14 protein-coding genes are annotated in these 13,516 nt (G+C 59.7%); 11 read left to right on the forward strand and 3 right to left on the reverse strand.

Annotated elements, in window-relative coordinates:
- The first annotated feature begins 141 nt into the window (after nucleotides 1-141).
- The 6 genes from MHM84_RS07995 to MHM84_RS08020 all read left to right on the forward strand — a co-directional run bounded on the left by MHM84_RS07995 (nucleotide 142) and on the right by MHM84_RS08020 (nucleotide 4,712).
- Complete coding sequence (locus MHM84_RS07995; protein ID WP_239265302.1) at nucleotides 142-456, forward strand: acyclic terpene utilization AtuA family protein; 315 nt, start codon at nucleotides 142-144, stop codon at nucleotides 454-456.
- A gap of 700 nt (nucleotides 457-1,156) precedes the next feature.
- On the forward strand, nucleotides 1,157-1,432 hold the full coding sequence (locus MHM84_RS08000; protein ID WP_239264598.1) for a BrnT family toxin: 276 nt from the start codon (nucleotides 1,157-1,159) through the stop codon (nucleotides 1,430-1,432).
- On the forward strand, nucleotides 1,410-1,682 hold the full coding sequence (locus MHM84_RS08005) for a BrnA antitoxin family protein (protein WP_239264601.1): 273 nt from the start codon (nucleotides 1,410-1,412) through the stop codon (nucleotides 1,680-1,682). The genes MHM84_RS08000 and MHM84_RS08005 overlap by 23 nt, the downstream gene beginning before the upstream one ends.
- Nucleotides 1,683-2,090: 408 nt before the next feature.
- Nucleotides 2,091-2,882, forward strand: a complete 792-nt coding sequence (locus MHM84_RS08010) for an ABC transporter substrate-binding protein (RefSeq protein WP_239264604.1) — start codon at nucleotides 2,091-2,093, stop codon at nucleotides 2,880-2,882.
- Nucleotides 2,879-3,922: an iron ABC transporter permease gene (locus MHM84_RS08015; protein WP_239264607.1), complete on the forward strand. Its 1,044-nt coding sequence runs from the start codon at nucleotides 2,879-2,881 to the stop codon at nucleotides 3,920-3,922. Before MHM84_RS08010 ends, MHM84_RS08015 begins: the two co-directional genes overlap by 4 nt.
- 22 nt (nucleotides 3,923-3,944) lie before the next feature.
- Entirely contained in the window at nucleotides 3,945-4,712 is a 768-nt protein-coding gene (locus MHM84_RS08020) for an ATP-binding cassette domain-containing protein (protein WP_239264610.1), read from the forward strand.
- Nucleotides 4,713-4,899: 187 nt separating this feature from the next.
- Here the strand turns inward: MHM84_RS08020 and MHM84_RS08025 are convergent, their stop codons facing one another.
- Both MHM84_RS08025 and MHM84_RS08030 read right to left on the reverse strand, forming a co-directional pair.
- Nucleotides 4,900-7,113, reverse strand: a complete 2,214-nt coding sequence (locus MHM84_RS08025; protein ID WP_239264612.1) for a TonB-dependent hemoglobin/transferrin/lactoferrin family receptor — start codon at nucleotides 7,111-7,113, stop codon at nucleotides 4,900-4,902.
- Nucleotides 7,114-7,361: 248 nt separating this feature from the next.
- Complete coding sequence (locus tag MHM84_RS08030; protein ID WP_239264614.1) at nucleotides 7,362-8,138, reverse strand: IclR family transcriptional regulator; 777 nt, start codon at nucleotides 8,136-8,138, stop codon at nucleotides 7,362-7,364.
- 124 nt (nucleotides 8,139-8,262) lie between these two features.
- Between MHM84_RS08030 and MHM84_RS08035 the strand changes: the two genes are divergently transcribed.
- The 5 genes from MHM84_RS08035 to MHM84_RS08055 are packed head-to-tail and all read left to right on the forward strand — an operon-like array spanning nucleotide 8,263 to nucleotide 12,519.
- On the forward strand, nucleotides 8,263-8,787 hold the full coding sequence (locus MHM84_RS08035) for a 2,4'-dihydroxyacetophenone dioxygenase family protein (RefSeq protein WP_239264616.1): 525 nt from the start codon (nucleotides 8,263-8,265) through the stop codon (nucleotides 8,785-8,787).
- 50 nt (nucleotides 8,788-8,837) lie between these two features.
- Complete coding sequence (locus MHM84_RS08040; RefSeq protein WP_239264618.1) at nucleotides 8,838-9,812, forward strand: tripartite tricarboxylate transporter substrate binding protein; 975 nt, start codon at nucleotides 8,838-8,840, stop codon at nucleotides 9,810-9,812.
- A gap of 12 nt (nucleotides 9,813-9,824) precedes the next feature.
- Nucleotides 9,825-10,295: a tripartite tricarboxylate transporter TctB family protein gene (locus MHM84_RS08045; RefSeq protein ID WP_239264620.1), complete on the forward strand. Its 471-nt coding sequence runs from the start codon at nucleotides 9,825-9,827 to the stop codon at nucleotides 10,293-10,295.
- Nucleotides 10,295-11,809, forward strand: a complete 1,515-nt coding sequence (locus MHM84_RS08050; RefSeq protein WP_239264622.1) for a tripartite tricarboxylate transporter permease — start codon at nucleotides 10,295-10,297, stop codon at nucleotides 11,807-11,809. Before MHM84_RS08045 ends, MHM84_RS08050 begins: the two co-directional genes overlap by 1 nt.
- An 11-nt stretch (nucleotides 11,810-11,820) precedes the next feature.
- A complete protein-coding gene (locus tag MHM84_RS08055; RefSeq protein WP_239264624.1) occupies nucleotides 11,821-12,519 on the forward strand; it encodes an SDR family oxidoreductase in 699 nt (232 codons plus the stop codon).
- 71 nt (nucleotides 12,520-12,590) lie between these two features.
- On the opposite strand, the gene MHM84_RS08060 is transcribed toward MHM84_RS08055, so the two are convergent.
- On the reverse strand, nucleotides 12,591-13,475 hold the full coding sequence (locus MHM84_RS08060; protein WP_239264627.1) for a LysR family transcriptional regulator: 885 nt from the start codon (nucleotides 13,473-13,475) through the stop codon (nucleotides 12,591-12,593).
- Nucleotides 13,476-13,516: the final 41 nt, after the last annotated feature.

A 13,516-nucleotide genomic window follows, 5' to 3' on the forward strand; every position in this document is an offset into this window, starting at 1 on the left:
GCCGGCTGACCGTGACCAAGCGATCGGGTACAGGTAGGGCAATGACCGAGCAGACGGCCAAGGAGCATACGAAGTTCACGATTCCGCTACTACCTGACTCCCGATGTTGTGGCCGACCTATCCGAGGCCACCGTAAGTGAAGTGGGGCCTGACCGGGTTGAGATCAGAGGAATCAGAGGGAGGCCGGCATTACAGCTGCTCAAGACCACGGTCTGCTGCGAAGGTGGCTGGCAGTGTGAGGCGGAGATTTGCTACGCCGGTCCCAATGCCCTGGCCCAGGCTCGTCTGGCAGGACAGGTGCTGAGTGAGCGATTGACTTTCCGGGCTCCGGAGTTGCTGCGTAAACGCTTGGGTATCATAGGGCATAGTAGCGTCTTCGATGACGATGCCGGATCGATGCAGCATGACTCAGCGATAGCAAACGGGGACGGAGACTATCGGCTTCGCTTGCGGTAGAACATCCTGAGCAACGTTGGTTCGAGCGGGCCACCTAGGAGTTGCTTGCTCGGCTGGTGGCGAGGGGCGTACGCCGTAGCTTACAACGGCATGTATGTACAGCGTCCTATCTGGTCAAGCGTACCGATGTTGAAGCATTTGCCTCTCTTTTCGAGACAGGGAGTCTCACCGATGCCGTTACTTGATATTTATAACGGGCTAGCAACCGTGCCCCTGCACCGGCTGGCGTATTCCCGGGCCGAGGACAAGGGTAACCGCCTCAATCTATCGTTGTTTGCTTACCACCCAGAAACCTACACCATACTTGTCGAGCAAGTGACCGAGACGCGGGTAAATGCTCTATTTGCCCATCGTGGGGCTACCAATGTTAGATGCTACCCACGTTGGCAGGCATGAACCTGGTTAATGGAGTTGCCCTGCAAGGTGGCATGAATGGGGCACTGAGCCTAGATGGCCATGGCATAGGGCAGGCCAGTCATATCAAGGGCTTGCGAGCAATCGCAGGCCCTTTTCTTTTTTATACTGTAATCACACTGGTAATCACTCGCTGTAATTCAAAGCATTCCTTGGTTGGGTTTCTGAGCCAATCCTCTCCCCCAGTAGTCACTAGTCCCCCTGCATCAACCAGTTGCGGCTTCAATTCCTTTGGTATACGCATTCCGAACTATCCTTCGCCTCTTTTTGTCCATACAATTAAACCATGCGAATAGAATTCGACCCCGACAAGAGCGCTCGGAACGAACGGGAGCGTGGCCTACCTTTCACGGTGGCGGAGCGCTTCGACTGGGAAGGGGCGCTGTACGCGGAAGACATGCGGTACGACTATCCTGAACGGCGCTTCGTTGCCCTGGGCAGGATCGGCCAGCGTGTCCATGTGGTGTGCTTCACGCCGATAGATGGCGGGGTTCGGATCATCAGCTTTCGCAAGGCCAATGCACGAGAGGTAAGGCGCTATGAGCAAGCGACTGACAGATAAGGAAGGCGAGATCAGGGAGTTGACAGACGAGGACGTTGAGCAGATGCGTCCGATGGGTGACGTGCTGCCTGTGGATCTCCAGCGCACTATCCGGCAACGGGGTCAGCGCGGGCGTCAGCAGGCTCCTACCAAGGTGAAGACCACCATGCGGCTATCGCCTGACGTGATCGAGCACTTCAAGGAACAGGGGCCAGGCTGGCAAAGCCGGATTGACCAGGCGCTGCGTGAGTACATCAGGGAGCACGGCTAAGCGGTCAGCACCCCGGAAGTCGGACACCGAGCCTGCTTTCGGGGTGTTTCACGAAAACCAAGCACGACGAGGCATCACTCAGATAAACGTCATGCTCTTTCCGATTCTTCGTGTGGGCGGGCCAGTCATAGCAAGGGCTTGCGAGCAATCGCAGGCCCTTTTCTTTTTTGCTGTGCCAAGAACGCGAAATCGAGCGGGCGTCGAGGAGCGTAGGGTAGTTGTTTTTTGATTAAAGATAATTATTATTATTTGCATTAATTTATCGACACTGAGCTTCCCATGCCTGCGTACCTTGCCAACCGATCGTATCTTTGCCGAAACGCTACCTTCGCTTCGCGGCCTACATTTTCTCTGTTGCGGATTATTCGGTGGGCGCTGAGCTTGGCGGTCGTGTTTTCGATGTGCGTCATGCCGGCCGTGTCAGCACAGGAAGCGCCACGCACGGTGGTGATCGGTGGCGATGTCGCCGAAACACTGGCGTCGCTGGACGCGACCGACTCGCTGGTAGGGCGTGATGACACGGTGCTTTATCCACCTGAGCTGGCAGACCTGCCCAGTATTGGCTATCTGCATCGGCTGAGCGCCGAAAGTGTACTCTCGTTGCGCCCACAGCGGCTGATCGTTAGCGCCGATGCGGGGCCGGAAGAGGTTCTGGAGCAATTGCGTGCCAGTGGCGTCTCCATGGTCACCATACCCGCAGAGAAGCGCCTCGATGCTATCCCGGACAAGGTGCGTAAGGTGGCTGCTGCAGTGGGCGCCGATGAACGCGGAGACGCCCTCGCCGAGTCGTTGAGCGCACAGATCGACGCCCTGCGAGAATTGCCGCCTCTGGACCTTCGCGGCATGTTTCTGCTCAGCCATTCGGGCATGACTCCCATGGTGGCGGGTCAGGACACCGGCGGCGGAGGGATCATGCAGGCGGTGGGCATCGACAATGCCTTTGCCTCGCTCAACGGATATCGCCCTGTCGGCTCGGAAGGACTGGTGTCGCATCAGCCCGAGGTTATCATTGCCACGACCCTTGGCGTGCAGGCACTGGGCGGTGAAGAGGGTGTCTGGGCGCTGCCGGGGATGGCGCTGACGCCAGCCGGTCGCAACCAACGTCTGCTGATCTTCGATGACCTGGCGCTGCTGGGCTTCGGTCCGCGCACACCCGACACCTTGTTGAAGCTCAGGCGGGCATTGGAAACGCTGCAGTGAGCGAGTCGGCCATCGTGACCGAGCCGGGCGAGTCGCCTGACGGTGCCACACGCCACCGACGTCGTGTGCTGTGGGGCTTCGCCCTGCTGCTGTTGGTGGCACTCGGCGTGGCGGCGTTCAGTGGCTCGGTCGGGCTATCGCCACGCTTGTTGCTTGGCGAACTGCCATCGTCGTTGGATGGTTACGTGTGGTGGCAACTCCGCCTGCCCCGGTTACTTGCCGCCGTGCTGATTGGCGCCATCCTCGCGGCAAGCGGTACGGCAATGCAGGGGCTGTTCCGCAATCCGCTCGCCGATCCCACCTTGCTGGGGATTGCCAGTGGCGCAGGGCTGGCGGTGTCGGTATGGATCGTGCTGCTCGGTGGCGCAGGCAACGCCTGGGGATTGTACGGGCAGTTCGTGGCGGGCTTTCTCGGCGCGCTGGGAATTACCGTACTGGTCTTTGCTCTGGGGCGGCGGGCTCAAGGGGGAGGCACGCTGACGGCACTATTGCTGACCGGGCTGGTGCTCAACACGCTGGCCAGCGCCGCCGGCGGGCTGCTGGCATTCATTGCCAATGACGAACAGTTGCGCCAACTCAGCCTGTGGGGCATGGGAACGCTGGCGCATTCGCTATGGCCAGGCGTGATCGCCGCTTTACTGGTCATTCCACCGACATTGGTCTTGCTGCTGCGTAGTGCACATGGGCTCGACCTGCTCCAGTTGGGTGAATTTACGGCTTTCGGTGCCGGGTTGGATACGACTCGCCTGCGTCGCGGCGTGATCGTCGCCACAGCGCTCGGTGTCGGCCTGAGCGTCGCGCTGGCCGGGATCATCGGATTTCTCGGTCTTCTGGTCCCTCATACGCTGCGCCTGTGGCTGGGGCCGGGCCATCGGTTGTTGATGCCGGCCTCAATGCTGGGCGGCGCACTGCTGCTGGTGATTACCGACACTTTGGCTCGAACCCTGGCGAGTCCCGCCGAGATTCCGGTAGGTTTGCTGACCAGCCTGGTCGGCGGTACTTACTTCCTGTGGCTGCTGCTGCGCCGCCAGATTCACTAAGCTCTGTCTGTAAGGAACCGGCATGCTGCGACTGAATGGAGCGGGGCTGACTTCGACGCCTGCGCTGATGCCGATCAGCGATCACATCGTTGCTGGAGATTTGTTGGCTATCGTCGGGCCCAACGGGGCCGGCAAGAGCACGCTCCTGGCGATGCTGGCCGGCTTGCGCCAGGCCGAGCTGGGGAGTGTCGAATTGGACGGTTTCCCACTCGGCGACTGGCTACCAAACGAACTGGCGGCTCGGCGAGCCATCGTCGCTCAGCAGGAAGTGCCAAGCTTTGCCTGGAAAGTGCGTGACCTGGTGGCACTCGGCGGTGAGCCGTCCCCTCGCCGCCTGGCCGACACCCTCGAAGCGATGCAGTTGACGTCATTGGCAGCGCGAGACGTCACGCACCTTTCGGGTGGCGAGGCGCAGCGCGTCATGATCGCCCGTGCTCTATGCCAGCTGGCAGCATGCAGTGAAGACAGCGAGCGGCCACGTTCCGGGGGCATGCTCCTGCTCGATGAGCCCACCAGCGCACTGGATATCGGTCATCAGCAGCGTCTGATGCGATTGCTGCTGGATTGCGCACATCAGGATGGGCTGGCAATCGTATGCGTCCTGCATGATCTCAATCTGGCGGCGCGCTATGCCGATCGCGTCTGGCTGTTGCAGGGGGGAGAGCGTGTCGCTCATGGCCGTGCCGAAGAAGTATTGACGGCAGAAACGATCACCCGGGTCTTCGGTGCCGAACTCACCACGCTGCGTTTCCCCGACGGTCGTGGCCAGGCGCTGCTGCTCGACCGTTAACTGTACCGCTTCGACAGCGTGTAGCCTCAACGGAATAGCTTTGAGCGGCCCACCGACGGCCTCGGGTAGGTCAGGCTGCCGGTCATCTCCGCGATGTATCCTGAAACCCACGGTCAAGATAAGGGAACGGCACACAGCAAAGGCTGGTGCCGTTCCTTTCGTACTGCCTGAACTGTCTGCCCGAGGTCTAGAAGACGTACTCGGCGCTCACGCCAAAGTTGCGTCCTGGCTGCGTATAACGCTCGATTCCCGCATAGCTCGTCGAGACACCTCTGACGTCGTCCCATACCCAATATTTCTTGTCCAGTACGTTGAAAACGCCGCCACGCAGTGTCAGGTGGGTACCCAGGCTCACGTATCCGGTCAGGTCATAGAGCTGATAGGCGGCGGGCGCGTAGTTATCATCCGCGTCGTGGTCGCTGACATGGTTGACGAACGTGCCTGCGAGTTCGCTGCCCCATTGATGATCGGGAGCCTGGTAGCCGAAGGCAGCAACGGCCTGAATGGGTGGGATGGATTCTATCGCGCCGCCATCCTCCAAATTCTTGCCCTCGATATAGGCTGCCGCTGTGCGTGCATACCAGCCTTCCTTGGTGCCGATGGCCTGGTGCAGGTCCAGTTGGCCCTTGAATTCGGCGCCCCGGATGATGGCGCGGTCTATGTTTTCGGTGGTGTACTCCCCGCCAGGGTAGTTCGCGGGGTCGATGCTCACCGAGACCGAGCTCTCGATGAAGTCACGGAAGTCGGTGTAGAAGCCGGTGAGTTCGGCACTGCCGAGATCGCCTTGCTGGCGTATGCCGAACTCCACGAAGCGACTGTGCTCGTCATCGAGATTGGGGTTGGCCACGATGCGATAGCCTCTGCCCGCGTTGTAGTCGTAGTAAAGCTCTTCATAGGAGGGTGCACGGAAACCGAAGCCGATCTTGCCAAATAGCTCGGTGCTCGGGGTGAGGTTCCAGGTTCCGCCGAGCTGGCCGGTCAGTGCCTGACCCTCGGCGCCGTCGTAGGACTGTGAGGTAAGGCCATCGTTATCGAGGTCGTACTCGTAATGGTCGAATCGCACGGCGGGGGTCAGGCTGCCACGCTTGTCCGCCAGCGATAGCCGATCTTGCAGATAGAGCCCGACGCGTGTCGCGGTGCCCGGTGGCGAAAAGCGCGATTTATCCACCGTATCGGCATCCAGATTGTAATCTTTGCTGAGGCTCTGGTAGTCATCACGCTTGAGGATCACTCCATAAGCCAGTTGCTGTGGAATACCAGCATCGATCTGCTTGCTGAAATCCGTCTTGAGCTGCCAGGTGGTTTGGTCGAAGTCGCGATCGACCAGGCGATTGTAGCCGTTGTAGACCATCGAGCTGTCGTTGACCGTCTCGGTGCGTTGCCAGTCGATCTGCCAGTGGAACGTATCGAACAAGGGCGTCTGGTATTCGGCATCCTGATAAATACCCAACCGGGTGCGCGTCAGCGTGTCGTCGGTGTAATAGTCGCTGTAGCGGGAATCTTCCAACGAATAAAGGTGGAGGTCAGACGTCGCACGATACTTTTGTGCCACCATCCCGACCCGTCCATTGTCGTTGAGCTTCTGAAGTTTTAGCAGAACATCATAGTTATCCACCTCACCAGGATCGGGCGTGGTGCGCTCATCGCCGCTGGTTTGGTCGCTTTTACCACTGCCGTTGTAGTTCTCGGTCGCTTCGCCATTGCGGTTGGTGGCGATCAGCAACGATTCATAATCGCCTCGTCGTGCGGCCAGCGTGACGTTCTCGAAGACGCCATCGCTGTCGCTGCGATAGCCTGCTTGAACACTTGCATAGGAGTCGTTACCGCTTGGAGCGAGAAAGTCTTGTGGCGAGTGCAACTGCAAAGAAACCGAGCTGAAGCCCGACCCTCGTTGGGCATTGCCGCCCTTGACCACCGATACGCTGGAGAGAGAGGCGATATCGGCGCTCAGGCGCCCGGCATCGAGATAGCTCGAGGTAGGGCCATAACTCTCAGCCATCTCGACGCCATCGAGCTGAACCGAGATACGGTTTTCGTCGAGCCCGCGGACATTGAAACCGGCGAGGCCGAAGCGCCCCTTGTCGGTGGTCAGTATGCTGGGATCGTAACGAAATAGGTCATCAGCCGAATAAGCCACCGTATTGTCTAGGCGTTGGGCATCGATCACGGTGACCGAGCCTTCTTCCCTGGCGGTCTTTTCGGTCGCCGAGATCGGCCGCGCTGCAGTCACCTGAACACGCGGTAAATCGACCGTTGTGTCCTCGTTATCACTTTTCCCTGCGGTGGGAAGCGCTGCGGTAGTGTCAGCCTGCGCTGCGGAAAAGGTGATAAGCGAGGCGAAGGCCAAGGAGAAGATAGCGTAGCCGGAATGGCTGGCAGGGTGCGGTATGTAGGGTTTCATTTTTCGTCTCTGCACAAGAATGGTTGGCGTTAGAGTGTAGTTATCATAAGTTAATGATAATAATTTACATCAGTGACGTGTTGTCAATACCAGGGCTATGCAAAAAAGAGGAGATGGATAAGTGGTGTGATGAGCCGGGGACCGGCTCGAGGTGCAGGCGCTACTCAGTAGCAGAGAAGGATAGGCTTGAACTCTTGGTTAAAGGCGTACGGGTACTGAGCCGCTGGATGGTCGGATTGGACGTGGCGTTATTTCAGCGCCTTCAAATGCATGGCAATTGTTTGAACGATGTGCGCCGCCCTGTCATCGTGCAAGCGGTAGCGGGGCACACTGACGCTGATGGCGCCAGCGGCGCGCCCGTCCACACCATGCACCGCGTGACCGAAGCAGATGATTCCAGCTTCGTTCTCTTCATCGTCGATGGAATAGCCTCGCTGGCGGGTACGCAGCAACTCATCGCGTAGGGCGTCCCGGTCCGTCAGTGTCCGTTCCGTCACGGCGTCGAGTTGCAGTTGGGCAAGGTACTGCTCACGGTTTTCCTCGTCCAGTGCCGCTAAGTAGGCCTTGCCCACCGAGGTCGAGTGCATGGGCACTGGCATGCCGATGTAGGACGCCATGCGCACGGCTTCCGCCGACTCGACCTTGTCGATGAATGTCATATGGCAGCCATAGGGAACGCCCAAGTGAACGGTTTCACCGGTGTCCTTGCTGATGAGATGCATCAGGCCGCGCACCCGCTCACGTAGATTGCTGCGATTGAGTGACTGCTGGGCAAGGTGAATGAGCTGCCGGCCCAGGACGTATTCGCCTCCCAGTGGATTTCGCTCGATAAAGCCTTCCTGCTCCAAGGTATTGAGCAGTCGATAGACGGTGGGGCGGGGCATACCCAGACGCTGCTGAATATGACGAGCGTGGGCATCCTGACCCAGCTCAGGAATGACCTGGAGCAAGCGCAAGCCCTTGATGACGGCCGCAGCGCCTTGTACCTGGGGGCGCTGGGTATCGGATCCTTTCTTCTCGCTCATCCCTTCTCCGCGACGAATGTCTAATACAGCGTTCCCGACCTGACATTGACGCAGACCAAAGCGTCACTTAGCTTCTTATTGTCCATATTATGAATAATAAGTCCACATTGTGGACGGAGGAGAGATGGCCGATATCCAGGAAGAACAAAAACGCATGCCGTACCAATACCCGCAGCCGGCCGAGGCCGCGATGGAAATCGTCGTGCCACATGCCATTCCTGAGGACGAGCGTATCTGGGTCCCCCAAGCCGAGAATGTGCATTTCCGCCCCTTGTGTCTGAACGTGTCGCAAGGGTATTGGGTCAATCTGCTGCGTGTTCGCAAGTCCGGTGTGCTGAGTCGCCACCGCCATCCCAACCCGGTTCATGGTGTCGTGCTCAAGGGACAATGGCGCTATCTCGAGCACGATTGGGTCGCTACCGAAGGTAGCTATGTCTACGAGCCTCCTGGCGAGACTCATACCTTGGTTGTGGACGAGGACGTCGAAGAGATGATCACGCTCTTTCAGGTCAATGGCGTGATGTACTACGTCGACCCCTGGGGCAAGCACCTGGGCTTCGAAGACGTTTTCACCAAGGTCGACATGTGCCGCAAGCACTACGAAGCCTGCGGCCTGGGCGGGGATTACGTCGACCAGTTCATCCGTTAAGTGACTGAGCACGGCCACCTTCTCTAAAAACAAGCAATAAGGAACATGCCATGACTTTCTCTAAAACGCCGCTTGCCCTGTCTACCGGCCTGTTGGCCTTCGTCTTGTCGGCAGGTGCTGCACAGGCTGACTATCCGGAAAAACCGATTCAACTGATCGTGCCGTGGTCGGCGGGTGGCGGTACCGATGCTGTTGCGCGTCAGCTCGCCAGCGGTCTTGGAAAGGAGCTGGGCCAGCAGGTCAATGTCGTCAATCGTACTGGTGGGGCTGGGGTCGTCGGCCACACGGCCATGACCATGGCCAAGCCGGACGGGTACACGCTGGGGCTGCCGACAGCCGAGATCACCACCTATCGGCATATCGGTACGTCACCGATCTCCTATGAGGACCTGACACCGGTGGCGTTGGTCAATTTGGATGCAGCCGCCTTCAACGTCAGCGCCGATTCGGGCTGGGACAGCCTCGATGCTGCCTTGGCCGATATCAAGGCGAATCCCAACCAGTACACCGTGTCCGGCTCGGCCCCGGGAGCGGCGTATCATCTGGCCTTCGCCGGCTTCCTCAACCAGCAGGGCATCGATCCCAACTCCGTTGCACTGGTGCCTAGCGAGGGAGCCGCCCCGGGCCTGCAGGAGCTGGCCGCCGGTGGGGTGGACTTCGTGTTCTCTTCGTTGCCCGAGTCCGAATCCATGCGTCAGGCAGGGCGTGTCGACACGCTGGCCGTATTTGCGGGTGAAAGACTAGAGGCCTTCCCTGATATCCCGACAGCCGAAGAGCAAACCGGAGAGCCGTGGGCGGCGGGAACCTGGCGCGGCCTGGCCGGCCCCGAAGGGCTGCCGGAAGATGTCGTCGCCACGCTGGCCGAGGCGACCCAGAAGGTCTATGAGTCCGAGGAGTTCCAGACGTTCATGAAGCAGCGCGGCTTCGGCACAGAATGGCGCGGTCCGGAGGAGTTCAGGCAATTCATGGCCGAGGCAGACAAGAACAACAAGGAGATCATCGACAAGCTTGGGTTGGCTCAATAAGCAGGCGCGAACATGCGTATCAACGACCTGATCCTCGGAATCCTGATGGCGCTACTTGGCGCCATCACCGTCTGGGCCTCCCGGGATTTCCCCTCGCTCCCGCGCCAGGATTATGGCGCGGGCACCTTTCCCACCCTGATCGGTACCCTGCTGGTCGTGCTGGGTGGGGTGCTTTCGCTGCGCGGCTGGCAAGCGCGCGGTGCCATGTTCGCTTGGCAGGGTGATGTCGCCCTGAAGCACGCCATGATCTGCGTGCTCGCTGTCGTCGGGGCGGTGGTCGGCTACGTGCTGCTGACGCCGGTGCTGGGCTTTCCCATCGTGTCGCTGGTGATGCTGACGGTATTGATCGGCTGGCTGACCGGGGGGCGCTGGTGGCTGGCGTTGACTATCGCGCTGGTGGCTACCCTGCTGATCTGGATGACCTTCGCTGAACTGCTGCTGGTCCCTCTGTCGCTGGGCATCCTGGAAGAGGTGATTTACTGATGGAGGTATTACAGGAAGCGCTGGGACTCGTGCTCGATTGGCAGGTGTTGGCTGTTATCCTCGGGGCTTCCATATTCGGGTTGTTCATCGGCGCCATACCTGGCCTGACGGCTACCATGGCCACGGCCCTGTTGGTCCCGGTCACTTTCTTCATGGACCCACTACCCGCCATTGGCGCGATCGTCTCGGCAACTGCCATGGCCATCGTCGCGGGCGACATACCGGGAGCCCTGCTACGCATCCCTGGCACGCCGGCTTCCGCAGCCTATACCGATGAAGCCTACCTGATGGGGCGCCAGGGCCGGATCGGCCAGGCGCTGGGGGTCAATCTGGTCTGCTCGGTGATCGGAGGCGTCATCGGTGTGGCGATTCTGGCCTTTTTCGCCCCCCTGGTCGCCGAGTTCGCCATCCAGTTCACCAGTGACGAATACTTCTGGCTGGCCCTGCTTGGCCTGTCGTGCGCCGTTTTGGTATCGGGATCGGACCCGCTCAAAGGCGCCATTTCCATGTTGCTGGGGCTGCTGATCTCGATGGTCGGCATGAGTTCGGTGTCGGGCCAGATGCGTTTCATTTTTGGCATTCCCGAACTGCTCAGTGGCATCTCGATTCTCCCAGTGCTGATCGGGTTGTTCGCGGTGGCCGAGCTACTGCGCCGGATGCCCGAAATCGGCAGGGTTTCCTTGCCGACGCCGCCGTCGGTGAAAAAAACCTTCGAGGGCGTCGGCGGCATATTGTGGAAGTACAAGGGCGGAATGGCCCGTAGCGGGATGCTCGGCACACTGATAGGGGCTCTTCCCGGTGCCGGGGCGGATATCGCGTCGTGGATCAGTTACGCACTGGCTCGCAAGTTATCGCGTACGCCTGAAAAGTTCGGCACGGGACACCCGGAGGGACTGGTCTCGGCGAGTTCCGCGAATAATGCTGCGCTATCGGGGGCGTATATCCCGGCGCTGGTATTCGGTATTCCCGGCGATACCATCACTGCCATCATCATCGGCGTACTTATGATGAAGGGCGTAACGCCCGGCCCCGATGTCTTCACCACCGATGCCGCATTGGTCAACGCCATCTTTATCGTATTCCTGCTCGCCAACCTGCTGCTCTTGCCCTTGGGGCTGGTAGCCGTCCGCGGTGCGCGGCATATTCTCTCCGTGCCGTCCGGGGTGCTCTATCCCCTGATACTGCTGTTCTGCATTGTCGGCGCCTATGCCACCAACAACAGCATGCTGGATATCTGGCTCATGCTGGGGCTGGGCCTGCTGGCATACGTCATGGCAGAGAATGACTTCCCCATCGGGCCAATGATCCTCGCTGTCATTCTCGGTCCCATTGTCGAAGGCAATTTCCTGCGCTCGATGATCAAGGCCAATGGCGATCTGCTGATGCTGTTCGATCGACCTATCGCCGCCACCCTGGGTATTCTCGCCCTGCTGGTGTGGGTCGCCATCATCGTTTCCACGTTGTGGTCCGTGCGCCATGCGTCGCGCAAGGCCACGCCAACACAGAGCGGCTGACAGAGGTAAGGATGAGAACCGTTATTGTCGTAGGGGGAAGCACGGGCATTGGCCAGGCCATCGCCGGGGCTTTTGCCGCACAGGCGGCGGATGTGCATGTAACGGGAGTCGAGGCCACCGAAGCCATGGCACTGAACTTCGAGGCCGGAAAGCACCAGCTCGATGTGCGTGACGAACAGGCCGTCGCCCGGTTCTTTTCTCGGTTCTCCCGGATCGATGTGCTCGTCAATTGCGCCGGTGTGATCCGCCGTGGTGGGCAGGAATTCACCCCGGAGGGCTTCGCCGATGTGGTGGATATCAATCTCAACGGGACCCAGCGCTGTTGTCAGGCGGCCCATGAGGCACTGAAAGCGGCCGAAGGCTGCATCATTAATACTGCCTCCATGCTGGCGTTCTTCGGCAGTGGCTTCGTGCCGGCCTACTCCGCCTCCAAGGGAGGCGTGGCGCAGTTGACTCGCTCACTGGCCATCGCCTGGGCCCCGGAGGGGATTCGTGTCAATGCGCTGGCGCCGGGCTGGATCGCCACTGACCTGACCTCGGCGTTGACTCAGGACCCCGCGCGCTCTGCGGAACTCGTCGACCGAACACCAATGGGCCGCTGGGGAACGCCGGAAGACCTGGTCGGGCCGGCGCTGTTCCTGGCATCCCCGGGAGCGCAATTCGTGACCGGTGCGATCCTGCCGGTGGATGGCGGCTATGCCGCGCGTTGAGCGGCAGGAGCAGAGAGTAAAATGTATGGTCAAACACCGCGAGATGATGCCAGAAAGCTGCAAGCTGCTTGCTAATTAGCTTCTCGCATCAGCGCGAGTAATGCGGTTGCTGCAGCCGAGAGCGGGTGACGACGCCGCATGATGACGCCCAGCTCCCGGTTTATCGTCGGTTCGACCAAGGGGCGATGGCCGATTCCGTCATCGGCTATCTGACGAAAGCTCAGCGCTGGCAGTACGCTGATGCCGACCCCGGCGGCCACCATGCGCCCCACAGTGGCGATCTGGCTGACATCGCAGAGGATATCGAGAGGAAGACCAATCTCGACCATGATCTTATCGATATCCTGGCGTGAGCTCGATAATCGGTTGATGCCGATGAACGGGTATTCGGCAAGCTGTGCCCACCTCACATGCTCCTGACCCAGCAATGGATGGTCCTGCGGACAGACGGCGACATAGCGATCGGTCAGGATCGCTTCAAATACCAAATCATCGGATTGCTGGGGAGCCACGGAGAACCCCAGGTCAGCACGCCCCTCGCGTACCAGTTGGTTGACCTGGTCGGCGAGTACGTCGTGCAGACTCAAATTGATTAGTGGGTGTCGCTGACGAAATGTCGCAATGACCTCGGGTAATAACCCTGCCGCCAGGGTCGGTAGGGCGGCGATCGTGACTTTTCCGCGTTTCTTCATGAAGCGCTCGTTGAGATCCTCGAACGCTTCCATCCAGTCGTTGAGCAGGCGGATCGCCACCGGCAAAAAAGCCTCGCCCTCCGGCGTGAGCCACAGCTGACGGGTGGTGCGGGCGAACAGCGGCCCACCCACCGTATCCTCGAGCTTACGAATGGCAATGCTCAGCGCGGGCTGAGAGAGATGCAGGCGTTCGCTGGCTTCCGCCAGACTGCGTGCGTGGGCAACCGCCACGAATGCCTTGAGTTGCTTGATGCTGGGATTCATTTAATAAATATAAGAAAACTTAAAAACTATTCAATATACAA

It is taken from the genome of Halomonas sp. McH1-25, assembly GCF_022348165.1.
GTDB lineage: Bacteria > Pseudomonadota > Gammaproteobacteria > Pseudomonadales > Halomonadaceae > Modicisalibacter.